Below are 23919 nucleotides of genomic sequence, written 5' to 3' on the forward strand. Positions count from 1 at the left end.
ATTTAGTTACTATTACCGCTAAATATCCATGGTTGCTGGCAAATCAATTAGGGCGACCATTTTTTCGCCTACATTGACTAACCCTGCTACATATTCACTCTCATTAGTTTGGGTTAAACTCGGCACAGCTTTAGCATCTTGCTCTGCAATGCTATAAACATCAGCCACTGCATCTACCGTAATACCCATTACTTTACTTTCTTGCTCAAACTCTACTTTTACAATAATCACTACTGTTAATGGCCCATAGGCGATAGTGGGTAAGCCAAACCTTAAGCGTAAATCAATAATGGGCACTATAGTGCCGCGTAAATTAATAACGCCTTTTACATAATCTGGGGCATTTGGCAGTGCGGTTATGTCTTCCCAGCTGCGGATTTCTTGCACCGTTAATATATCTACTCCGTATTCTTCTTCAGCCATAATAAAGGTAAGAAACTGCTTAATCCCCTCTTTGCGCTGCAGCTCAATATTGCTATTTAATGCTATTGATTCAGAGAACATGTATCCTCCAGAGTCGCTGATGGCTCAATACTCAATGCTTGGCTGCCAGGCTTTTTTAACCCTGAAAGCTTAATCAAACCGCTAATATCTAAAATTAACGAAACGCGACCATCACCTAAAATAGTTGCCCCAGAAACTCCGTCCACTTTGTGGTAATTAGCCTCTAAGCTTTTTATAACCACCTGTTGTTGTGAAAGTAAATCATCAACGAGCACTCCTACTTTTTGATTGTCGTTTTCCACCACAACCAATAAGGTCTTATCTAATGATTCAATCGCATCTTGATGGTTAAAAATCTCGTATAAACGCAGAATAGGAATGTATTCATCACGTAATCTGAGGACATCTAGGTCTTTTCCAACACGGCTTACTTTTGCAATATCAATTTGCAGCGATTCTACAATCGAGATCAGTGGAATAATGTAAGTATGCTTGGCTACTTTAACCAATTGCCCATCTAAAATAGCCAAAGTAAGCGGCAGCCGAATAGTAAAGGTAGAACCAATTCCAGCAGCGGATGTCACTTCTACCGAGCCATTTAATGATTGGATATTGCGTTTCACCACGTCCATACCCACACCCCGGCCAGATAAGTCACTTACTTCATCAGCAGTAGAAAACCCTGGCATGAATATAAGTTCGTTAATTTCATCATCTGTTAACTCGCTATCGCTAGCAATAAGTTCGTTGGCAATCGCTTTTTCTTTAATCTTTTGGGTGTTAAGGCCTTGGCCATCGTCCATAATTTCAATGACGATATTTCCTCCCTGATGAAAAGCATTTAATGTAACCTTACCCACAGGATCTTTACCTGCTGCAATACGCTTTTCAACAGTTTCAATACCATGATCCAGTGAGTTTCTTACTAAATGCACCATAGGATCAGATATTTTTTCCATCACAGTTTTATCTAACTCGGTTTGCTCTCCGATCAGCTTTAGCTCCACCTCTTTATTGAGCTTTTGAGCAATATCACGCACCAAACGTGGAAAGCGACTAAACACAAAATTAATTGGCAGCATACGAATACGCATCACGTTTTCTTGTAAGTCTCGAGTATTATGCGCTAGTTGTGCTAATCCCTCTTGAAGCGAGGTTACTGCAGTAGCTGTCATTTCCTGTTCGCTAAGCTGATTTAACATTGCTTGGGTAATAACCAACTCGCCCACCATATTAATTAATGAGTCAACCTTATCGATACCAACTCGAATAGAGGTTGATTCTGGTGCAGCTTTTGCGCTGGGCGCATTGGCAACTGCCTTTGCTTTATTTGCTTTGGGTTGCTCAGCAATTTGGGGAGCTTCCTCCACAACAGCCGATTCGTTAATTACTTCTTCTGATCCGGCTTTAGCATCATTAAATAAGCCACCGCATAGCTCAATTTTAATATCTGCATCATCTTCAACCCATTCAAAAATCTCTTTAATGGCTTGCTCATCTCGCTCAGTGTTTAAGAAAAACCGCCAATATAAAAAGCACTCATCGCTGGATAATTCTTTAATATCAGGTATGGCATCGGTGAATACCTGTACTTCTAACTCACCAAGCTCGGCTAATTCGCTGATCATAAACAAAGGTTCATTACCGGTTTTAAATAGATGAAAATGTGGCTTAAAATCAATCTGGTAAGTATTAACTATAACCTGTTCATGATGTGTTTCTTCACCTTGTTCTTCACCAGCTGGCATACCTAGTAATTTCTCGAACTGCTCTCGTAAAGTATCTGCTTGGGCTAAATCTGGTTCTTCCTGTACCTTTAGCGAACTTAGCAAAGCCCTTAAGCAATCCACTGATTTAAGTAATAAATTAATGTGCTCGCTAGTTATATTGCGCTCACCTTCACGAATTTGATCCAATAATGTTTCTAATACATGGGTAAAATTTGCAATTGAGTTAAATCCAAAAGTAGCACTGCCCCCTTTTATTGAATGAGCAGCTCTAAATATAGTATTAATGGTTTCTAAGTCTTCTTCGCCTGGCACTAAGTTGAGTAATTCAGTCTCCATGATATCGAGGCCTTCAAAACTCTCTTCAAAGAACACTTCAAAAAACTGGCTTAAATCAATACTCACAGTGCACTCCTAAGTTAACGGATTACTTTTTTTAGCACGGCTAATAGCTGATCTGGATTAAAAGGTTTTACAATCCATCCTGTTGCCCCTGCAGCTTTACCTTCTACTTTTTTATCCATCCCCGACTCTGTAGTTAACATAAGCAGCGGTGTAAACTTGTAATCTGGTAGCCCTCTTAGCTCTCTAATAAGCGTGATCCCATCCATAATTGGCATGTTTACATCAGAAATAACTGCATCAAAACCTTGTTGCTTGGCAATGGCTAATGCCTCGCTGCCATCTTTGGCTTCGGTAACATCAAACCCTGCTGTTTTTAACGTAAAGCTCACCATTTGGCGCATTGATGCAGAATCATCGACAGCTAAAATTCTTTTCATATAAACCTCTAGTTAGTACTTTCTGAAGCTAAATATTCACTTAAACCGAGTTGTTCAATGACATTTTTTAATGCGTCACTGCTGCCAACCCAGGCAATTTTTTGATTAATAGTAAGAAGGTGTTTTTGTAGGGCACAAAGAAGTTGAACCGAGGCGGTATCAGCAGACATAACATCGCTAATATCCAGACAAATATCTCGGCTGTTATTAAGTTCGCTTAATAAATCTTGATGTAAAACGTCAACTTGAACAATTGAAAGTTCATTTGGTAGTTTAAGCATTTTTAAGCTTTTCCTTATCAACTCGATCCATACCAAAAGCTTAGACCGAGATAATGAAAACGCCATAAAAACGACTAAAAAATAACTAATTAATTAAAATTAGCTGTTAAAAAACGTAAAAAGGGGCACAAAGCCCCTCTAAAATCGTTAAGTCATTAAAAGCTAGTTTTTGTAAAAATCTGCAATTTCAATAAATTCTGCCGTTAATTTTGTAGTATTAACCAAAGGCACATCTCCTTGTTTAAATTCAGGCTTAAAAATAGCTCTTAGTGCGCCACTGCCATCAACAAGTGCAACCGATGCACTATGATCCACCGCGTAGTCAGATTCATCACTATCACTAATTGCATAAATTAATCCCAACTCACGTACAAATGGAAATAGGTCTTTATGCTCCCCAGATACAGCTAAAAAGTCAGGGTTAAAATAATCTATGTACTCTTTACGCCTTTGAGCAATATCTCGTTTAGGATCAACAGATATAAACCACACCTGCAGGGGATAATTAGCTTGTAAGTTTTTATAGACATTGTTGAGCTTAGCAAGCGTCATTGGACAAATATCAGGGCAGCTTGTGTAGCCTAGAAAAACTAAGTTCCATTGACCCAAAAACTGCTGTTTGGTTACTAACTCCCCCTGTTGATCATTCAACGAAAAATCAGATAACGGTTTTGCTGTTTCGTACACTAATGCATCAAGATCCTGTAAACTTTTTTTATCACCACATGCCGATAAAAAAAGCACCGAAAAAACAATTAACCCACACCATAACTGCTTCATATAACTAGCCATTTATCTATAAATAAGATAACAAAGAGTATCATTAAATGAACAATCGAAAAACGAAATAAATCCATTGCGGTGTCTTCTTTAGCGGCAAATTTTAAGTTAATTGCTTTGTATATAAATACCACATTGAGGATACATGCCCCGCTTAAATAAATAAGCCCCGACATACCTATCAAATAAGGGAGTACGCACACAATGGCTAATAGCACTGAGTATGCGAGCACACAGGTTTTACAAAATTCGATTCCATGGGTCACAGGTAACATAGGGATTTTAGCGCGTTCGTAATCACTTTTACGCGCGATTGCTAACGCCCAAAAATGCGGAGGAGTCCATGTGAATATAATCATAACCAACAACCAAGGAGCGGCTGCCATTTGATTGGTTTCAGACACCCAACCAAGTAAAGGTGGCATGGCGCCAGCCAAACCACCAATCACTATATTTTGTGGCGTGGCGCGTTTTAAAAACGACGTATAAATAAATGCGTAACCAACAAGTGCAAATAAGGTAAGTATGGCAGTGAGTGTATTTGCCCACAACATCAACATAATAAACCCTGCCACGCCAATAACAGCAGCAAAACTCAATGCGTGTAATTTACTTAAGCGCCCTTTGGCGACTGGGCGGTGGCGTGTACGTGCCATTTTACTATCAATTTCACTATCAACCACATGATTGATAACGGCAGCTGCCGCAGAGAGTAAACCAATCCCTAATAAACTTATGAACTGAACCCCAACACCTCTGCCAACGTCAGGGGCGAGGGCTAAGCCCACCCATGCCGTTAACACCAGCATAGCCACTACTTTAAATTTACTGATTGCCAAATAATCTTGGATTAAATGATAACTTTTAGTCAATAACGATGGGCTATAAACGGGCTGCATTGCTTTTTTGTTAATTGTAAGTGCCATAACGATTCCCCTTTAAGTACGTACTTTTAGGTAATAACATAACCTAACCATAGTTAATAACAGTATGGCAGCCATTAAATTATGCGCCAGCGCAACACTAATTGGGAAGTGAAAGTACACAACTGCTAACCCCAACGCTATCTGGCAAAATAACGCTACCAATACACTCACTGTGCAGCTTTTAATTTTTTGTGAATAGGCATGGCTATATATACGCCACATAACAAGTGCCAACACAATACAAGTGACCAGTGCCCACATACGATGCAGTAAATGAATAGACATACGCGCTTGTTGTGACAACACGCCAAACTCATAATTACTGTGCTCTAACGGTAGCTGAAAAACACTACTGAGCGAAAATGGCTGAGCATAACTACATAGCGGCAAACCATTACAATGTGGCGCGGCATAATTAGCCGCTAACCAGCCACCTAAGGCGATTTGTAAAATAAGTACCGTGAGCGCCACCAAGCTTAGTTTAAAGTGAGGTTTTGCACCTGCGTCCCCACCCGTAATAGGCTGACTGGTCAGCCTTAAGTACAACAACGTTAATAACGCCAAAATGCTAAACCCTCCGAGTAAATGCCCCATCACAATTAACGGCTGCAGGTTCATAGTCACCGTCCACATACCTAGCGCGGCCTGAAAAATAACAAGCAAAAGCAGTAGCATCGGTAATTTTACAGGCGTAGTTGGATACTGGCGTTTTACAAAAGCCAAAATAAACAACACTAAAATTAATACTCCGAGCGTGCCAGCAAAATAGCGATGAATCATTTCTTTCCATGCTTTTGCTGTTTCAAATATCATATCGGGGTAGCTTTGAATCGCATGCGCAATCTCAGCTTCATGTTTTGGTACGGTTAAAAAGCCATAACAACCAGGCCAATCGGGGCAACCAAGCCCTGCGTCACTTAAGCGTGTATATGCGCCTAGAGCTACCACAATTAGTGCGAATAAACTCGTTGCTAATACCAAATTTTTATAATTTTTATACATAGCAGCCTCTACTTAGCTTGATCGAGAGTAATTAAGTAATTTTTTTAGATCTTTCAATAACCCCTTTTGTATCAAACGGTTTTCTTGTGGTTGAGGGTTAAATGGATATTCCAACACAATCAGTCCCATATGGTCGATTAAATACAAACTCGCGGGTTTTAACTGCTGTTGTTCAGCAATCATATGCCAATGCGGCTTCGCAGCTTTGGGTCTCCCCATTATCGCCATATCTACTTTGTGTTGATTTTTGCCAAGGGCAACATATAAATTATCTAAAGCGGCGAGCTGCTCTGAGCAAGACTCTTCGCATTGTGCTGAATAATTTAAAGCAATAGTCCATTGTTTTGGATTATGCTGCTGCCAATTGTCTAGCTTAATTTCACGCTCTAAAAATTCACCGTGGTTAGTAATTGCTGTAGGTAGCCAATCAAGTTTTAACGCGCTGTAAGCCAGCACTAAAGGGATAGCGCAGCATACAACAAAGAGCAACAGGGGTTTATTTTTCATTATCTATCCTCTTCTTGCTTGCAAAAATAGCAACTACCACACAGGCAATCGCAATTAAAAACCACTGCACTGAGTAGGCATAGTGTTTTTCTGGACTCATCACAACAGCTTCATAATGGGGAGCAGCAATCTCATCTTCACCGCCTTGGCGATAGGCCATAAAATCCACTAAAGTTCGCTGAGATTGGCTACTGAGTGATTGCAGATCAATGATTTGAATTCGTTTAGCTAAATCTGACTGAGTATTGCTATTAGCTAAGGTAAAGCCACTTAAATTATCTTCTTTAATTTGTGCCGTTAACGTAAATTTACCACTAGGTATTGTCACGTTTGGTAGGATTTCTCTTGAGCGGCCAGCTTTTACCCAACCTAAATTAACTAATAAAAAGCGCGACTCATCAGGTAATTTTAATAATGTCAGTAAGTCGTAACCAACCTGACCATTATAAATTTGGTTATCGAGCAGCCAATAATTATTGGTATCAAAATAACCACTCAACGAAACTAATACCCCGGTTTTATTCCACTCTTTTGGCAGTTGTTGCAACTGTGCCCAGCTCATAACTCCTTGCTGTTGAATATTTTCAATGGCATTAAGCTGTTGTTGCTTTTGATCTGCGCGCTGTAATTGCCAAAACCCTAAACGCATACAAACTAATACCACAATAACAACCAGGCAAACTGTGATTATTGAGCTAAGCTTTTGTTTGTTAAATACAACTAACTGCATAGGGTAAATCCAGTGATTATTAAAATTATTATTGTTCTACTGTTATTATTTATATTGTTTAATTTATTTCGTGCTTTATTTATTATGGTGTCGGGAAAAACCAATGGACGCCCCATGTCTCACTTTTTAGGGCGTCGGGTGTTATTTTCTGTTGTGGTATTAGTGATGGTAATTGCCGCACTAAAGCTCGGTTTAATTACGGCAAATCAATCACCTTTGCCCACTACAGTACATATACAAAAACAAACAAACATAGCCAAACAACATCAACAAAATGCCAGTACCACGCCGCAGCTTGAAACGCGAAGTGCTTATTTTTTGTAAAGTGGCCTTTTAAAATCCGTAGGAAAACGATTAATAAAATAATGGTACCTAAGGTGACATGCATACCGTGAAAACCGGTTAGCAAAAAGAAGGTATTACCGTAAATTCCCGCATCAAGGGTTAAATTAAGGTCATTATAAGCATAAATATATTCTTCTACTTGGAGCCCTAAAAAGCATACTCCCAGCAAAATAGTTACGCCTAAAAACACCTTAAGTGGAGTACGTTTGTTATTTTCCATCGCTACATGAGCAAAATGCAGAGTTACCGACGACGCTAATAAAATAAGGGTATTTATCAGTGGTAACCCTTGCCAGCCCATTGCTTGCGTCGTGGTGCCCCCAGGGGTATTTAACAATGGCCACACAGCCTCAAAAGTAGGCCATAACACTTCGTTAGTCATGGCGTTATTATCGGCGCCTCCAAGCCAAGGTACAGAGAACATGCGAGCATAAAAAAGGGCGCCAAAAAAGGCCATAAAAAACATGACTTCTGAAAAAATAAACCAGCTCATACCTTGCCTGAATGAGCGATCCATTTGGGCAGAATATAAACCTTGATGCGACTCTTCAATCACATTTTTAAACCAGCTAAACAGCATATAAAGCAATACGGCAATACCCACATACAGTATGTAAATACCACTGCCTCCCTCTTTACCCATATCCATAACTGTTAAGGCTGCCCCTACCGCAATAAAAAATAGCGCCACTGCGCCAACTATTGGCCATGGGCTTTGATCAGGTACATAATAATGTTCATATTTTTGATTCATTTCATTTGCTCCTAGTTTTTCACTAGTTTTATAAGCTAGTTATTACTGGCTACTAACTTCTCGCTAATATCAAATACGGTATAAGACAGAGTTAACTCCTCCACATCACTGGGTAACTCAGTATCAACATAAAAAAGTAATTTAAACTCTAACTCCTCGCCAGCCTTCAAAGGTTGCTGGTCAAAGCAAAAACACGCTATTTTGTGTAAATATTTAGCTGCTTTGCCCGGTGCTACCGAGGGGATAGCCTGCATCACTTTGTCTTCATTACTGTTGTTTTTAGCGCTAAACATAACCTCACGCATGGCCCCTGGTTTTACATCTACACTGTATTCTTTAGATTTAACCTCAAAAGGCGCACCACTTTGGGCATGGGTGGTAAAACTAACGCTGACTTCTCTATTCTCAGTAACCAAGGTACTTTGCTGTGCTTGTTCTAGCGAGGGCTTACCATTAAGCCCGGTTATATCGCAAAACACGTCATATATAGGTACCATGGCAAATGCAAAAGCAAACATTGCAATGCAAATAACCACCAGCTTTTTTAATAACGGCAAGTGAGTCATTATTTAATGTCCGGCGGCGTTGAGAACGTATGATATGGCGCTGGTGAATCAACGTCCCATTCAAGCCCTTCTGCCCCATCCCAAACTTTTGCAGGCACTTTATCGCCCCCTTTTGCACATTTATACACAACAACAACGAACAGTAATTGCGATAAACCAAAGGCAAACCCACCTATACTAATAATGGCGTTAAAGTCAGCAAACTGCAGTGCATAATCTGGAATTCGACGTGGCATACCAGCTAACCCCACAAAATGCATTGGGAAAAACAGCACATTTACACTTACCAAGGACAACCAAAAATGCCATTTTGCCAAAGTAATATTGAACATATTTCCGGTCCATTTTGGCAACCAATAATAAGCCCCCGCCATAATAGAAAATACCGCGCCCGTCACCAGCACATAATGGAAGTGTGCAACTACAAAGTAGGTGTCGTGGTATTGAAAATCAGCAGGTGTGATCGCCAACATCAATCCCGAAAAACCACCTAAAGTAAACAGCACAATAAATGCGATACTAAACAGCATCGGCACTTCAAAGCTAATAGAGCCACGCCACATAGTTGCTACCCAGTTAAATACTTTTACGCCGGTAGGTACCGATATCAACATAGTCGCGTACATAAAAAACAACTCACCCGCCACGGGCATACCTGTGGTAAACATATGATGCGCCCACACAATAAAGCTCAACAAGGCAATCGAAGAAGTGGCGTACACCATAGAGGCATAACCAAATAGTTTTTTACGTGAAAAAGTAGGAACAATCGTAGAGATAATGCCAAAGGCAGGCAAAATCATAATATAAACTTCAGGATGACCAAAAAACCAAAATATATGCTGGAACATTACCGGATCGCCACCACCAGCGGCGTCAAAGAAGCTGGTCGCAAAGTATTTATCGGTGAGTACCATAGTAACTGCACCAGCAAGTACCGGCATTACTGCAATAAGTAAAAAAGCCGTGATCAGCCATGTCCACACAAATAACGGCAGTTTCATCCATGTCATACCCGGAGCACGCATATTCACTATGGTGACCACCACATTAATGGCACCCATAATCGAACTGATACCCATTATATGTACCGCAAATACAAACATTGCTGTGTTGTCGTTACTATAAGTGGTGGAAAGCGGAGCGTAAAAGGTCCACCCAAATGCAGGACCGCCACCAGGCATAAACAGTGACGCTAACAAAATCAAAAACGCAAATGGTAAAATCCAGAAGCTCCAGTTGTTCATTCTCGGTAATGCCATATCTGGCGCACCAATCATTAACGGAATCATCCAGTTTGCCAATCCAGTAAATGCAGGCATTACTGCACCAAACACCATGATTAAACCGTGCACTGTGGTCATTTGATTAAAAAAGTGAGGATCAACCAATTGTAAACCCGGCTGAAATAACTCAGCCCGAATAACCATGGCCATTGCTCCACCAATCAAAAACATGGTGAGAGAAAAAATTAAATATAAGCTTCCGATATCTTTATGGTTGGTTGTAAATAACCAGCGCTTAAAGCCTGTTGAAGGTTGATGGCCATGATGAGCCTCATTGGAATTAGGTTGTTCTGCAATGCTACTCATTATTTAGCCTCCCCATCAGCATCCAGTGCCGCTTGTATTTCGCTTGGTTGAATTACCTCTCCGGTGTCATTACCCCATGCGTTACGCTTATAAGTAATAACGGCTGCTATCTGCTTAATAGATAATTGCTTTGCGAAAGACTGCATCGCTGTACCTGGTTTACCATGAAGTAAGATATCGATATGACCTTTGATATCACCTATAACTATTGGGCTGCCTTTAAGTGCTGGAAAAACACCCGGCAAACCTAAACCTGTAGGTTGATGACACGCTGCACAGCTCGCCATATAAACTTGCTCACCAAGAGCCATCAGCTCCTCTTTTGGTACCACTTGATCTAATAACGCAGCGTCTGCTTCAGCCGCTTTTTGTTTAGCTTGTTTAGCTTCTGCCAACCACGTTTTGAAGTCTTCTTCTGTTTTTGCTTCTACCACAACAGGCATGAAGCCATGATCTTTACCACACAGCTCTGCACACTGCCCGCGGTAAGTACCTACTTCATTAATATTGGTCCATGTTTCGTTAATAAACCCAGGGTTTGCATCTTTTTTAACTGCAAAATCAGGTACCCACCATGAGTGAATTACATCATCTGAAGTCATTAAAAAACGAACTTTTTGGTTAATCGGTAGCACTAGTGGCTTATCTACTTCGAGTAAATAATTCGGGTTTTTATCGGCAAGATTCGTTATTTCATTTTGAGGAGTCGCTAACATTGAATAAAACTCAACGTCCTCCCCCATATACTCGTAATGCCACTTCCACTGTGATCCAGTAATTTTTATGGTGATATCAGCTTTGCTGGCATCCTCCATCGCAATTAACGTTTTAGTCGCAGGAATGGCCATAACAATTAAGATGACAAAAGGAATGGCAGTCCAGAGTATTTCTACTTTGGTACTTTCATGAAACTGGGCAGGGACAGCCCCTTTAGACTTGCGATGATGGATGAGTGCCCAAAACATAATGGCAAACACGATCACCCCAATCACACAACATATTAAAAATATGGTCATGTGCAGTTGGTATACATTATTACTTATATCAGTTACGCCTTTACGCATATTATATTGGCTATTAGCAAGCACATTTTGCGAAAAAACTAACAATATAAGCCACAAGGAAGAACTCAGCTTACCCATGTGACGGCTCCTTTGATGCTATTGCTGACGCAAAGCGAAGAGGCATACGGCTTAAACGCCCATTCGTTATTTTTATTTTTTATAAGGGTGCTGGAGTTACTAAATGTGTGTGCTCAAAACGACTAGGCTGTGAGTTATTTTTATTCCAGCTCTTTAATAACTAGTTAAAAAATAAACAATAAGCAAGGTGAGTATGAAAAATAAACAAGAGGTTACTTAAAAAAGTGCAGCAAAGAAAATAGCAATTAATGAGGTAATTAATCCCAAAGTCAGGGTTAGTAAGGGGTAGCTTGAATAACAGCGGAAAAAATATAAAATTTTATGATTTAAAAATAACTAGGGTCTGTTGACCTTTGCGGATTAAAATTTGTTCAAACTAGGGGCGGTTTAATCGCGGCGCGAGGTTTGTAACCTAGTGGGCTAAGTCAAAACCGAGCAACAAAGAGTAAATCGCCCCTAGGCAGAATCCTTCGGGCAGCGCCTGTTTGGCATTGATGCTGCGTTATCGCCTATTTATGGGGAATAACCACACCACATAGGCTCTGTCTTGCCTAAATACCAAACAGACTGCTGCAAATTCAACCTTGAAAGGTCAACAGACCCTAAAATAAATTTGTTTGTTTATAACAATATTTAGCGATTTTTAAAAATAACAAAAAGCGATTCACAAGCAATATCGTACAAAAATAATGCATGTAAAAACAGCGCCTAATCAATATTAAGCGCTAGGTTATGCTTAACTATCACATCCAATCAGCGTTACGAATAACACCCACCGCTAAACCTTCAATATTGAAAGATTCATTTTCCAAATCAACTTCAATGGCTGAAAACTCGTCATTTTCAGCATGCAGTAATACTTTTCTGCCGGCTTTTTCTAGACGTTTAACCGTAACATCATCATCCACTCGAGCAACAACAACCTGACCATTTTCAGCTACTTGAGTTTTATGTACAGCGAGTAAGTCGCCATCCATAATGCCAATATCTTTCATGCTCATGCCGTTAACGCGCAGTAAAAAATCAGCCGCAGGTTTAAACATTAAAGGGTCAATTTTACAGTGGCTTTCTACATGCTGTTGCGCCAATATTGGCTCACCCGCAGCAACTCGACCAATTAAAGGTAAGCCCAGTTGCTCTGGCTCTTCTTCTTCAACAAGCTGAATGCCCCGACTCGCGCCCGGCTTCATTTTAATCACACCTTTTTTAGCCAGTGCTTTTAAATGTTCTTCTGCAGCATTCGCACTTTTAAAACCCAGTGTTTGTGCAATTTCGGCACGTGTAGGAGGCATACCAGTATCTTTAATAAACACTTTGATAAGTTCGAGTATTTGCGCTTGGCGTTTCGTTAATGGTCGCATACAACTGGTTTTCCATACAGTACAATTAACTGTGAGTATATACAGTTATTTTAAAATCGCAAATATAAATTAAGTTAGCTCCACTGATAATAATTAGCTTATCGCACTAAGAATATAACCCGCTCTTAACTACTTAAAATTATTTTTGCACTGATTAAAGCAACCCATCAACAGTAAAAATAAAAAATGTATCTTAAAATTTACAACAATGGTTAATTTTAATGAGCGCTAATGTTAATTAATTGAAATAAAAATATTACCGTGTACACTTTATGTGGACAAAACAAATGTAAAAGGACTATGAAATGAAAAAATACTCACCTTTATTTATTGGGCTCCTATTCAGCGGCTATACACAAGCTCAAGTTCCGCTTTTTGAAGTGCAATATATTAATGAGCCACAAAGCGTGGCCACACAAACAAGTAATCAATTACAGTTTGGCCAGCCTCTTTTTGAGCTCACAAATAGCACAAATACCTTTCTTTTACCTGTTAAAGGTAACGACATTGAATTTATAAAAAGTTCAACAAGTTTGTCAGCAACGGGAAGCTTAATTTGGATTGGTAAAAGTTTAGAAGATGACGAAATAACACTTATTAAATCTGCAAAAGGCATTTCGGGTACTGTAAAAGTAGGTGAACAGATATATAAATTACAACCAAATAGGCACTCTGGTCATAATTTCATTGAATTAGATCCCCAAAAGCAGCCAGCTGAACATGCTCCCGACTATAAACAGTCTAATAACTTGGAGTTTATGAGTGAACAAATTTTAACAGCTCAAAACACTCAATCGGTAATGGCTAACGAAACGCAAAGTAATATTAGTTTATTAGTTTTATATACCCCAGCAGCAGCTCAAAAATCAGGGGATATAAATAGCTTAATTGATCTTGCGATTGTTGAAACCAACCAAGGTTATCAAAACTCAGGCGTCAACGCAGTTGTTAGCATAGCCCACATGAGCCAAATTAATTATACTGAAGCTGCAAACTCAAGTACTGATTTAAATCGTTTAGCAGCTAAGAACGATGGTTATATGGATGAAGCACATACATTACGCGATCAATTCGGTGCAGATGTAGTTATATTAGTAAATGATGTCAATGGTTACTGTGGCCAGGCCAAAGCCATTGGCGCTAATGCTCAAAGCGCTTTTGCTATGGTCGATTATGATTGTGCGACAGGCTACTACTCCTTTGGTCATGAGATTGGGCACTTACAAGGCGCTCGCCATAATCCAGAAAACGATCCTTCAACAACTCCTTATTCATTTGGACATGGTTACCAACAACCTCAATCGCAATGGCGTTCAGTGATGGCATATAATTGTCCAGGTAATTGTACACGTATTAATTACTGGTCGAACCCTAATAAATCATACAATGGAGATGTAATGGGGACTTCGGCAGAACATGACAATGCCAGAGTGTTAAACTTAACTAACCCTATTATTGCAAACTTTAGATCTTCAACCCCCCCAATTCCTGGTGACAATGTACTCCAAAATAACCAAGCAATTATGGTTAATGGTGCAAAGAATAGCGAAAAATTATTTACATTTGTAGTACCAAGTGAAGCAACACAAGTTACTTTTAGAACATCAGGTGGTAGTGGTGATGCTGATATATATGTAAAATTTAACGAAACGGCATCCACAAATAATTTTGATTGTCGCCCATATAGAAATGGCAATAATGAGAGCTGCAGTGATACTCGCAGTGGAAATTACTCTGTCATGCTCAAAGGCTTTGATGCTTATAATAATGTAGAACTGGTCGCTAGTTACCAATAATAAGCAAGCTACATAAGCAGGCGTCGTAGTATGGCGACCTGCTTAAATTAAGCTAAAAAAATTTTATTTGCTATCACTCACGACAAGATTTAAATTTCACCTTAATATGAGCTCAATTTTATATTTTTAAACATTCTTTTAGGAGCGAGTATGAGCATTTGGCATCAACCAATTACATTAGAGTTTTGTAAGCAATTAGATCAAGGGATCACTGGCCAAGGCACGCTCATGAAGACCATGGGAATTGAAATCAGTGAAATTGGTGACGATTACTTAGTGGCCACTATGCCGGCAATTCCAGAGCATCATAACCCTATGGGTATAGTGCATGGTGGTGCCAATGTAGTGCTTGCTGAAACCGTAGCAAGTTATGCCGCTAACTTTGTAGTTGATTTCAGTCGATTTTATTGTGTTGGGCAAGAGATAAGCGCCAGTCACTTAAAAGCGTCACGCAACGGCACATTAACGGCTACCGCAAAAGCTTATCATATAGGTAAACGCAGCTCGGTTTGGGATATTAAAATAACCAATAGCCGCAATGAGCTTTGCTGCGTATCAAGAATGACCGCAGCAGTAGTCGAACGAAAAGGTTAAATTACTTTTCCAGAGGGTAAATAGTAACTTCTATGCCTGCGCCAATTGCAGATATGCGTAACAAGGTATCTGCATGTAGGGCCTGATTAAAACATTTTGGCGACGTACCCGACTCAAACCCCATATCAAAGGTTCTACGAGAACAACTTAACCATTGCTTTAATGCATTGCGTGAACACGACTCAATTAGCTCACATAAATGATTAATTGCTTTATCGGGTGTGGTTATTTCACCAGCTACTTCGATGCGTGCCAGTTGGCGGTATTCGTCTTTATCATAATGTAAAATGGTTGCGACCTTTTTTAAATCAGCAACTAATACGCTAATATCTTGCTTTGACTCAAGCTCGAGATCTACATTTAAAAATTGAATTTCCGACATTGTTTCGTATTTATCCTCTAATGGTTACCTTGCAAACTTTAACGCAGTTTTATCGTTATACCAAATCAACACCCTATAAATAGACACTTTATCAGTTAATACTCTTATTTTAGGATGTTATTGCGACTTACTATTAGCACTATTGTGCTGAAACTCAATTTGAATGCACTAGTGCGACATTTTGTCGCACCCACCCTGCCTACCATTCGCGTAAAATGTTTATTAAAAGTAATAAGATAAACACCTATGAAAAAAATATTTAAACCAGTACGTAAACTTCATAAATGGTTGGGCTACTTATTAGGTTTACAAATTTTAGCTTGGTTGCTTGGCGGTTTAATTATGAGCGCTATTCCGCTTGAAAAAGTACATGGTAATCACCTAGCAACACGCACCCTAACCAACCCCTTTAAAAGCCATGATTACGTCGCATCAATTGATGATATCGTATCCCAAGTAACCAACCCGACTAAAATAATCTTTACGCATTTTTTATCCACCCCACTTATAACTGTAACCAGTGCCGGTAACCAACAAAGTTTTAATGGCATTACCGGGCAACCATTTAAAGCACCTAACAAACAGCAAATAATTGCTAATGCACACGCACACTTACTTATTAATGCTCAACGAGTAAGCGCTGCTTTATTAGCTACAAGCCCACGAGAAAGCGGTTATAAAACAAATATATGGCAAGTGAAATTTAACGATACATTTAACACCACCCTCTATTTGTCATCAGACACAGGTAAAGTGATTACTGTTCGCAGTGATATTTGGCGAGTGTTTGACTTCTTTTGGATGCTACACATTATGGATTACGATGAGCGCGAGGATTTTAACAACCCGTTACTCATTAGCTTTGCTGCCAGCAGTGTGTTTTTTAGTTTTACTGGTTTTATTTTATTACTGCAAAACATCCGATTAAGAACAAGAAAACGTAAGCTATCCTGAGTTTTTAAGCAGGTTGTACAGAAAACTGATTTACCATTTAGGTTATTCTCTTTAAAATCGCGGCTCCTGTAGTTCACTAAAGTGATAGGATATGCCGCATTTTATTTTTGCGTTATTGCTTTGCGTTATCAGCTTTACTATTAATGCTGAGCAATTTACTCGTTTTTCCAGTGCTAAAAAACACTTAATTAAAACCTTACCAACCAATGCAAAAAGTATCTATTGTGGTTGCGACATAAAACGTAAAGGCAAAAAGTTAGTACCCGATGCAACCCATTGTGGTTATGTGCCACGCAACACATTTACCCGTTCAGGTAACGTGAACCAACGCGCTCTGCGAATAGAATGGGAACATATTGTACCCGCTTGGGAGTTCGGTCATCAGTTACAATGCTGGCAAGATGGTGGACGTAAAAATTGCCGTAAAGTAAGTGCAAAGTTTCGCATGATGGAAGCTGATATTAACAATTTAGCTCCCGCAATCGGTGAAATTAACGCTGATCGTTCAAACTATCGCTTTGGCATGTTAGCCCAAAATGCTAATCAATATGGTCGCTGTGAGGTTAAGGTTAATTTTAAACAACGCGTTATAGAGCCTCCGGTTTATGCACGTAAACGTATTGCCGATGCATACGCTTACATGCAAAAAACTTATGGTTTAAAAATATCAAATCAACAACAAAAGCTGTTTAATGCGTGGCAACAACAAGCTTATGCCGCAAAAACCGACAGTAAAAAGCTGTAACTTATGTTTATAATGCTTGGTGTGGTCCAAATATTTCGTAATGAATATTCGAGCTCTGTACACCTAAGTCAAGTAGTTGGCCTTTTACATAAGCCATAAATGAAGCTGGTCCACACAAATAAAATGCCCCTTCGCTAATAGGCAGTGATGCTTCAAGCACAGATAAATCCATAAGACCTGTGTAATCACATCCCCCACCACCTTGATTAAACCAGGTTAAGGTTTTTAGTTGTGGATGCATAGCCGTTTGCTGAGCTAGGTAGTCTTTAAATGAATACTCCAAGCTATTTTCACACGCGTGTAAGTAACTAATCGCTTGATTAGTATTGTCGCTCAATAGCGTTTGCAGCATAGCCATCATTGGGGTTTGGCCAACACCTGCAGAAATAAGCACAACGGGGCTTGTTGCATCTTTCAAAAAGAAATCACCTGCTGGTGGGTATAGCTCTACTCGTGCGCCCTGCTCTAGTGAGTGTAAATAGTTAGACACCACGCCAGGCTGTGGTTGGCACTCTTTTTTAACGCTAATACGATAGTTTTTAGCATTGCTCTTTTGCGAAATAGAATACTGGCGGATCTCTTCATATTCTGCCCCCTCAGGCTTAACTTTAATGCCAAGATATTGTCCTGGCTTGTGGGAAATAACAGCTTTGCCGTCTAAAGGTGTGAGGATAAAGCTGGTTACAAATTCAGACTCAACATGTTTATGAGTAATTTCAAACTTCCGTGTACCTACCCAGCCACCATGATTATTTTTACTGTGTGTATACAACGCTGCTTCTTCGGTAATACAAATATCAGCCAGTAGGTTATAAGCTTCTCGCCATGCGTATTCAACATCAGCTGTAAACTGATCAGGAATAAGCTCTTTAAGTGTGCCGATCAAATGCGCCCCTACAATAGGGTAGTGTTCGGGTAAAATATTCAAGCTGGTATGCTTATGGTTAATTCTAGCTAATGCCTCTTTTAACACGGCTAAATTATCAATATTTTGCGCATACGCAGCCAAGGCATTAAATAATGCAAATTGCTGACGACCCGTTTCTTGGTTAGTCATATTAAAAATATGTTTAAGTTCCGGGTTATGGCTAAACATGCGCTTATAAAAATGATCGGTGACGGCTGTGCCCGCTTCTGCAAGTAATGGAGCTGTACTTTTTACAATCTCAATAGTTTTTTCAGATAACATTTTGGTTTCCTATGGGTGAACTAACCACGACGCCCATCAACACGACGCCGCGTTAATATAGGAGTGCAGTGAATTAAAAATAATAAAAAGGCCAGTAACCAAAGCACAGCACTGATCTGCCAAGCTAGGTGTGGCCCAATAAAAGACGGGAGAAAAGCACGAATAATTGCGGCACTAAACACCAATACAAATGCAAGATTCATAAAACCAGGAATACTAAGTGAGCGACCGGTATGTCCTAGTGATACCCGTGTCATCATGGCTAAAATCATCATGCCGATACCACCAATAGTGATAAAATGCAGCGCGTCTTTAAACAGTATTGCACTGCTATAAAAACTGATTGCCACTAACATTAAACCTATACCTAAAGCTAAATACGCAAAGTGTAACGACCATAATAATGGGACTTTTAGGACTTGCTTGTTCCACCAGCAAACACCGCGAACTAAATGCAAAAACGCTGCACTCATCACAACTAGTGCCGGGTTAATTACAGTGAAAAATAATTTACTAATAAAAAATAATGCTATCGCCAATACCGATAAGTATAAAATAGCTTTATCTATGTTTGGTGTGCGTACCTGCTTAGATAAGCCCAGCCCTTTGGCAGTAAAAAAGGGTAATACACGCCCAGCTACAACCCCCACCAACAAACTTATAACCAGTACTGCGGTATCAACCATTACAAGCGCTAGCTGCGTTTGGTTTTTTAGCACTAGTATTAAATACAACATATTGAGCGTACATAAAAATGAAAGAATAAATAAAAACAAGTAGTTGCGTTTACTGCTCGCTTTTATCAACATGCTGGCTAACACTATGATTACCGAGAGCCACCAAACAACTTGTAAAATCAGTACCGCATAAACATTAAACTGATCAATGCTAGGCACAACTACAAAAAAACTAAGCCGTGCACTAAGCCATATTAGGCTAAGCCACATCAATGGTTTACCGTTAATACTTGCAACACCGGTCCATGTTTGTGCTGCAGTAAGTAAAAAGCCAGCCACAACCACGCCCGCAAAACCAAATAACATTTCATGTGCATGCCACAAATTAGCAGGCATAACTAAATACCACTGTGCATCGCCACTTAAAATAAGTAACCAATAACCCACAGATAAACACGCTAGTGATCCACCAGCTAAAAAAAAGGGTCTAAATGCCAACATCCATAATGACCATTGTGATACCTGATGAAATGCGACCTGCGCTGGCATAGGTTCGGCTAAGTTTATGGGCTTCATTAGCGCACCTCCTGCCCCAGTCCATGCTGCGCCACACAGCGCAGTACGTAACTCACTTTGACAATCGCCGCGAGGACAATCGTGCTAATGTGTGCAAAAATTTGTACCGGTATAGAAAAGTAGCCTGCATAGGGATAACTTATTAACAACGTAATCAACACCCCAAATACGCTAATACATAGCATCTTATTTGCATGAGATAGCAAACGGTAATACAGAGAATTAGACTTCACTGAATAATTAACCTGTCCTAAAAAAATACTGCTCATAACAACCCCAATAACTGCTTTCGTTATTTTGTTATTACACAGACCATGCCAATTAAATAAACACTTTAAATTCAATGCATTATTTAATTTCACTTTACAAAAAGAGTCTTTATGACCTACTATAAAAACCAATTAAATACACTAACAGGTCATTTTGACATGAACCAGCAATTCAACCTGACTCAAGTTGCCTTGGAGCTTGCACAAAGCACCTTACATGCCCACAGTTTTGAGCAGCTCTTAGCCACAGTTGAACGTGTTATTCCAAGTGATGCTAGCGCTTTGTTAATTCGCCAAGGCGAGCAATTAAAGCCTTTAGCGATTAAAGGTTTAATGCCTGATAGCTTAGGCAGGCGCTTTAACATTGCAGAGCATCCTCGCCTTGATGCTATTTGTAATCACCGCTTGGCACTGCAATTTGCACATGACTGCCCGCTCCCAGACCCATATGACGGCTTACTACTAGCTAAAACGGGTGATATTCCAGTGCATGCCTGCTTAGGGTTACCGCTTTATGATAAAGATTCGCTGCTTGGTATTTTGACCTTTGATAGCCTAAACGCTGATGCGTTTGACGGCATTACCGCTGATACGCTTAATACCTTACAAACCTTGTGCAGTGCGCACTTTAAAACAGCCCTAGAGCTTGCCCATTACAAACAACATGCCCAGCACTCAAGTGAATTAGTACAAGCGTTAAACCGTGAGGCGCTCAAGCGTGATGGTGGTGAAATTATTGGCCAAAGCCCAGTAATACAAACCCTTAAAAACGAAATAAAGCTGGTTGCAGCCTCTAATTTTAGTGTATTAATTTTAGGTGATACTGGGGTCGGCAAAGAGTTGGTGGCGCGTAATATTCACTTGCATTCAGCACGCAAAGATCAGCCATTGATCCATTTAAATTGTGCATCACTGCCTGAAAACCTCGCCGAAAGTGAATTTTTTGGCCATGCAAAAGGCGCCTTTACGGGGGCACAAAATGCTCGCCAAGGTAAGTTTCAATTAGCCGATGGCGGTACCTTATTTTTGGATGAAATAGGCGAGCTACCACTGGCAATGCAAAGTAAATTATTACGGGTACTGCAAAGTGGCGAAGTACAAACCGTTGGTGAAGACGAACTTAAATATGTTGATGTTAGAGTGATTGCAGCCACTAACCGTGACTTGAAACACGAAGTAGAACAGGGGCGATTTCGCGCCGACTTATATCATCGCCTAAGTGTGTACCCGTTAAGCGTAGCGCCTTTAAAAGCCCGTGATGAAGATGTTATTTTATTAGCCGGTTATTTTTTGGAAAAAACAGCTCGCAAGCTTGCGATTAAACAGCTAAAACTCAGCATTGAAACGCAATTACTGCTAAAAAAATATGACTGGCCTGGCAATGTAAGAGAGCTGGAACATGTTATTAATCGCGCCGCATTAAAAGCTAAACAGCATCAATGGCAGCAGCCAATTATTACTATTGAGCCAGAGCATTGCGAGCTAAATTTAAACGCTATTAACACCTTAGATCTTGAACACTCAAACCAGCTTGCAACCACACCTTTAACAAACAACATTTCGTTAAAACAAGCCACCGATACTTACACTCAGCAGCTTATTATACAGCAACTTAAACAACATAATTATAACTGGGCAAGCACAGCGCGAAGTTTACAGGTCGACCGCGCTAACTTAACGCGGCTAGCCAAGCGCTTGGGTATTTCTATAAAAAAGTCGTTGTAGCTTTTTTAACTTAATTTACGCTGCTTAAAATAGGTTTTTAATAACTGACTAAACGCTTGCACTTTCGCAGTACGATGCACTAAATGGTGCGTCACTAACCATAAGTCAGTAGGCCAACTTAGTTCGTTAGGTAATACAGGCACTAAATCAGAGTATTGCGCTGCAACATCATGTTGTAATCCGCCAATCCCTAGCCCCTTAACGATGGCGCGAGTAGCCTCTGAGGTTTCTGATACTCTAAGTTTAACTTGCGACGAGGGAATATTTTCATCAACCCACGCAAAATAAGGCACTTTGCCATTATAACCCGCGACTCCTGATACAAAATTATGCACCGAGAGTTGTGCTAACGTTTGTGGCAAGCCATAACGATTTATGTAATGTTTTGAAGCATAAAATCCTGACGAGAGTGCCGCTAAATGCTGAGCAATATAATCACCTTCATCCGGCCTGGGCCCTGCTCTTACAGCGATATGTGCTTGGCCATGGTCTAAGCGCAAACGCTTTTGATCCATAATCACTTGTAATTGCACTTGCGGATGCAAGGTCTGAAACTGCTCACATACCTCACTTAATACATCTATAAAACCACTCACAGTGGTAAGTAACAAGCTACCTTGTAAGGTACTATCTGCTGCAATTATGTCACTGTGTAAGCGTTCTAGCTCACCATTAATTGCTTGTGCTGTGGTAAATAACTTAGCGCCAATCTCTGTGACTTTGTAGCCACGAGCATGTCGGTGGAATAATCGCGCATCTAAGCTTTTCTCTAAGTTATTTATTCGCCTGAGCACCGTACTGTGATGAATATCTAGTGCTTCGGCAGCTGCAGTTAAAGTGCCTAAACGCGCCACCTCATAAGCAACCTTAAGATCTTGCCAATCATCAAATTGAATTGCCATAGTAACCACTTTTTAAATTGTGCATATACGCACACAAGTTTTGCGTTTATTTGGCTTTTCTGCAAGCAATTATTTGTTAAAGTCACTGCTGTACACAATCAACATTAGGATCAGCTCATGACTACACCAAAAATTATTGCCCTAGCAGGTAGCTTACGTAAAGACAGCTTTAATCAAAAACTTATTAATGAAGCAGCTCGTTTTGCACTAGAAAGTGGCGCTGAAGTGGAAGTGATCAAACTCGCAGACTTAGCCATACCTATGTTTGATGAAGATTTAGAAGCACAAGGCACACCGGCCGGCGTACAACAATTAAAAGACAAGCTGCGCACAGCAGATGGTATTTTACTGGCCAGCCCAGAATATAATGGTTCTATCACCGCAGTGTTAAAAAATGCCATTGATTGGGCGTCGCGCACCGAACAAGGTGCAGAGCCTGCATTTGCAAATAAAGTAACCGCTTTATATGCAGCATCACCGGGTGGACTTGGCGGCTTACGTGGGTTGAATCACGTGCGTGATATTTTATCTGGCATTGGCAGCTTAGTATTAGCTAACCAACTGGCAGTACCGGCTATTCATACTTTATTAGACGAAAATGGCCGTATTAACGACCCCGCTACCGCTGAAAAAGTGGCCGGCCTTGCACAGCAGTTAGTTAGCGTAGCGAGTAAGCTAAAATAAGCAGCGGCTATAACTTTGTTGCTGCAAGCTTTGCAGCAATAAAGTCTTCATGGGTAACATACAACAAGTTTGCAACACGACGAATAACGTACTCTTCTTGAGGATCAAGTTCACCATCCGCGTACGCCAAGCGCCAAAGTAGCTCAACTATATCAATACGTTGCTGTGCACTGCATTGATTATTAATTTGCTTAGAAAATTGAAAATAATCAATGGCATCATCTAAACTTGAGCTTGCTTGTTCGGTTAACTCATCTACTGCTTCATCAGTTAAATCAAAATATTTTTTTAATGTCAGACTTAGCGTATGTTGTTCATCTGCCTGTAAATCGTTATCCGCTCGCATTACTTCAATTAATAACGCTGCAACCGCTGTTTTTAAATCATGTTGTTCAATATCATAATCTTGCTGATCAATACTCGAAAAAAGCTGTTTAATTTGCTTGAACATCACATTTCCCCTTTTTGGGTGTTAGACTTATATAAT

At 40.0% G+C, this 23919-nt stretch carries 26 protein-coding genes; 7 read left to right on the plus strand and 19 right to left on the minus strand.

Annotated features, from left to right (window positions below; translation table 11 throughout):
- Positions 1 to 18 precede the first annotated feature (18 nt).
- The 9 genes from FLM47_RS14700 to FLM47_RS14740 all read right to left on the minus strand — a co-directional run bounded on the left by FLM47_RS14700 (position 19) and on the right by FLM47_RS14740 (position 7179).
- Positions 19 to 504: a chemotaxis protein CheW gene (locus FLM47_RS14700; protein WP_138608347.1), complete on the minus strand. Its 486-nt coding sequence runs from the start codon at positions 502 to 504 to the stop codon at positions 19 to 21.
- Positions 486 to 2576, minus strand: a complete 2091-nt coding sequence (locus FLM47_RS14705; RefSeq protein ID WP_178956738.1) for a chemotaxis protein CheA — start codon at positions 2574 to 2576, stop codon at positions 486 to 488. The genes FLM47_RS14700 and FLM47_RS14705 overlap by 19 nt, the downstream gene beginning before the upstream one ends.
- 14 nt (positions 2577 to 2590) lie before the next feature.
- The gene (locus tag FLM47_RS14710; RefSeq protein WP_008115349.1) at positions 2591 to 2953 is read right to left on the minus strand and encodes a response regulator; all 363 of its coding nucleotides are present in this window, start codon (positions 2951 to 2953) and stop codon (positions 2591 to 2593) included.
- A gap of 8 nt (positions 2954 to 2961) precedes the next feature.
- The gene (locus FLM47_RS14715) at positions 2962 to 3234 is read right to left on the minus strand and encodes a lipid asymmetry maintenance protein MlaB (RefSeq protein WP_138608351.1); all 273 of its coding nucleotides are present in this window, start codon (positions 3232 to 3234) and stop codon (positions 2962 to 2964) included.
- 162 nt (positions 3235 to 3396) lie between these two features.
- Positions 3397 to 4014: an SCO family protein gene (locus FLM47_RS14720; protein ID WP_178956739.1), complete on the minus strand. Its 618-nt coding sequence runs from the start codon at positions 4012 to 4014 to the stop codon at positions 3397 to 3399.
- Complete coding sequence (gene cyoE, locus FLM47_RS14725) at positions 4011 to 4940, minus strand: heme o synthase (protein WP_178956740.1); 930 nt, start codon at positions 4938 to 4940, stop codon at positions 4011 to 4013. The genes FLM47_RS14720 and cyoE overlap by 4 nt, the downstream gene beginning before the upstream one ends.
- 12 nt (positions 4941 to 4952) lie before the next feature.
- Positions 4953 to 5942, minus strand: a complete 990-nt coding sequence (locus FLM47_RS14730; protein ID WP_131691802.1) for a heme A synthase — start codon at positions 5940 to 5942, stop codon at positions 4953 to 4955.
- Positions 5943 to 5954: 12 nt separating this feature from the next.
- The gene (locus FLM47_RS14735; protein WP_178956741.1) at positions 5955 to 6449 is read right to left on the minus strand and encodes a transmembrane cytochrome oxidase associated protein; all 495 of its coding nucleotides are present in this window, start codon (positions 6447 to 6449) and stop codon (positions 5955 to 5957) included.
- Positions 6439 to 7179, minus strand: coding sequence for an SURF1 family protein (locus tag FLM47_RS14740; RefSeq protein ID WP_178956742.1), 741 nt, complete (start codon positions 7177 to 7179; stop codon positions 6439 to 6441). Before FLM47_RS14740 ends, FLM47_RS14735 begins: the two co-directional genes overlap by 11 nt.
- Before the next feature lie 12 nt (positions 7180 to 7191).
- Here FLM47_RS14740 and FLM47_RS18950 point away from each other — a divergent pair, with 12 nt between their 5' ends.
- Entirely contained in the window at positions 7192 to 7503 is a 312-nt protein-coding gene (locus tag FLM47_RS18950; protein ID WP_024602178.1) for a DUF2909 domain-containing protein, read from the plus strand.
- Here FLM47_RS18950 and FLM47_RS14750 read toward each other — a convergent pair.
- The 5 genes from FLM47_RS14750 to lexA form a co-directional block, all read right to left on the minus strand.
- A complete protein-coding gene (locus FLM47_RS14750) occupies positions 7403 to 8278 on the minus strand; it encodes a cytochrome c oxidase subunit 3 (RefSeq protein ID WP_008465600.1) in 876 nt (291 codons plus the stop codon). The two genes, FLM47_RS18950 and FLM47_RS14750, sit on opposite strands and share 101 nt — an antisense overlap.
- A 35-nt stretch (positions 8279 to 8313) precedes the next feature.
- Positions 8314 to 8844, minus strand: coding sequence for a cytochrome c oxidase assembly protein (locus tag FLM47_RS14755; protein WP_010392384.1), 531 nt, complete (start codon positions 8842 to 8844; stop codon positions 8314 to 8316).
- Complete coding sequence (ctaD, locus tag FLM47_RS14760) at positions 8844 to 10436, minus strand: cytochrome c oxidase subunit I (RefSeq protein WP_178956743.1); 1593 nt, start codon at positions 10434 to 10436, stop codon at positions 8844 to 8846. Before ctaD ends, FLM47_RS14755 begins: the two co-directional genes overlap by 1 nt.
- Positions 10436 to 11578, minus strand: coding sequence for a cytochrome c oxidase subunit II (gene coxB / locus FLM47_RS14765; RefSeq protein ID WP_054202822.1), 1143 nt, complete (start codon positions 11576 to 11578; stop codon positions 10436 to 10438). The genes ctaD and coxB overlap by 1 nt, the downstream gene beginning before the upstream one ends.
- A 743-nt stretch (positions 11579 to 12321) precedes the next feature.
- Complete coding sequence (lexA, locus tag FLM47_RS14770) at positions 12322 to 12939, minus strand: transcriptional repressor LexA (RefSeq protein WP_010392379.1); 618 nt, start codon at positions 12937 to 12939, stop codon at positions 12322 to 12324.
- Positions 12940 to 13244: 305 nt separating this feature from the next.
- Here lexA and FLM47_RS14775 point away from each other — a divergent pair, with 305 nt between their 5' ends.
- Both FLM47_RS14775 and FLM47_RS14780 read left to right on the plus strand, forming a co-directional pair.
- Positions 13245 to 14735, plus strand: a complete 1491-nt coding sequence (locus FLM47_RS14775) for a M12 family metallo-peptidase (RefSeq protein ID WP_178956744.1) — start codon at positions 13245 to 13247, stop codon at positions 14733 to 14735.
- A gap of 150 nt (positions 14736 to 14885) precedes the next feature.
- Positions 14886 to 15329, plus strand: coding sequence for a PaaI family thioesterase (locus FLM47_RS14780; RefSeq protein WP_138608368.1), 444 nt, complete (start codon positions 14886 to 14888; stop codon positions 15327 to 15329).
- Position 15330: 1 nt separating this feature from the next.
- On the opposite strand, the gene FLM47_RS14785 is transcribed toward FLM47_RS14780, so the two are convergent.
- On the minus strand, positions 15331 to 15711 hold the full coding sequence (locus tag FLM47_RS14785) for a hypothetical protein (RefSeq protein ID WP_008114170.1): 381 nt from the start codon (positions 15709 to 15711) through the stop codon (positions 15331 to 15333).
- Positions 15712 to 15957: 246 nt separating this feature from the next.
- On the opposite strand from FLM47_RS14785, the gene FLM47_RS14790 reads away from it, so the two are divergent.
- Complete coding sequence (locus FLM47_RS14790) at positions 15958 to 16665, plus strand: hypothetical protein (RefSeq protein ID WP_178956745.1); 708 nt, start codon at positions 15958 to 15960, stop codon at positions 16663 to 16665.
- 91 nt (positions 16666 to 16756) lie between these two features.
- Complete coding sequence (locus tag FLM47_RS14795; RefSeq protein WP_138608372.1) at positions 16757 to 17410, plus strand: endonuclease; 654 nt, start codon at positions 16757 to 16759, stop codon at positions 17408 to 17410.
- A 7-nt stretch (positions 17411 to 17417) separates the two neighbouring features.
- Here the strand turns inward: FLM47_RS14795 and hmpA are convergent, their stop codons facing one another.
- Both hmpA and FLM47_RS14805 read right to left on the minus strand, forming a co-directional pair.
- Positions 17418 to 18599, minus strand: coding sequence for an NO-inducible flavohemoprotein (gene hmpA / locus FLM47_RS14800; protein WP_138608374.1), 1182 nt, complete (start codon positions 18597 to 18599; stop codon positions 17418 to 17420).
- A 20-nt stretch (positions 18600 to 18619) separates the two neighbouring features.
- A complete protein-coding gene (locus FLM47_RS14805; protein WP_178956746.1) occupies positions 18620 to 19852 on the minus strand; it encodes an NnrS family protein in 1233 nt (410 codons plus the stop codon).
- Between the two features lie 428 nt (positions 19853 to 20280).
- Here FLM47_RS14805 and norR point away from each other — a divergent pair, with 428 nt between their 5' ends.
- Positions 20281 to 21846 carry a nitric oxide reductase transcriptional regulator NorR gene (norR, locus tag FLM47_RS14810; protein WP_178956874.1) on the plus strand — a complete coding sequence of 522 codons (1566 nt, stop codon included), beginning with the start codon at positions 20281 to 20283 and terminating at the stop codon, positions 21844 to 21846.
- A gap of 5 nt (positions 21847 to 21851) precedes the next feature.
- On the opposite strand, the gene FLM47_RS14815 is transcribed toward norR, so the two are convergent.
- Positions 21852 to 22748 carry a LysR family transcriptional regulator gene (locus FLM47_RS14815; RefSeq protein ID WP_178956747.1) on the minus strand — a complete coding sequence of 299 codons (897 nt, stop codon included), beginning with the start codon at positions 22746 to 22748 and terminating at the stop codon, positions 21852 to 21854.
- 117 nt (positions 22749 to 22865) lie between these two features.
- Between FLM47_RS14815 and FLM47_RS14820 the strand changes: the two genes are divergently transcribed.
- The gene (locus tag FLM47_RS14820) at positions 22866 to 23432 is read left to right on the plus strand and encodes an NADPH-dependent FMN reductase (protein ID WP_138608382.1); all 567 of its coding nucleotides are present in this window, start codon (positions 22866 to 22868) and stop codon (positions 23430 to 23432) included.
- A 7-nt stretch (positions 23433 to 23439) separates the two neighbouring features.
- Here FLM47_RS14820 and FLM47_RS14825 read toward each other — a convergent pair whose 3' ends face one another.
- Positions 23440 to 23883, minus strand: a complete 444-nt coding sequence (locus tag FLM47_RS14825; protein WP_138608384.1) for a TerB family tellurite resistance protein — start codon at positions 23881 to 23883, stop codon at positions 23440 to 23442.
- Positions 23884 to 23919: the final 36 nt, after the last annotated feature.

The sequence above is a fragment of the Pseudoalteromonas sp. Scap06 genome, from assembly GCF_013394165.1.
GTDB lineage: Bacteria > Pseudomonadota > Gammaproteobacteria > Enterobacterales > Alteromonadaceae > Pseudoalteromonas.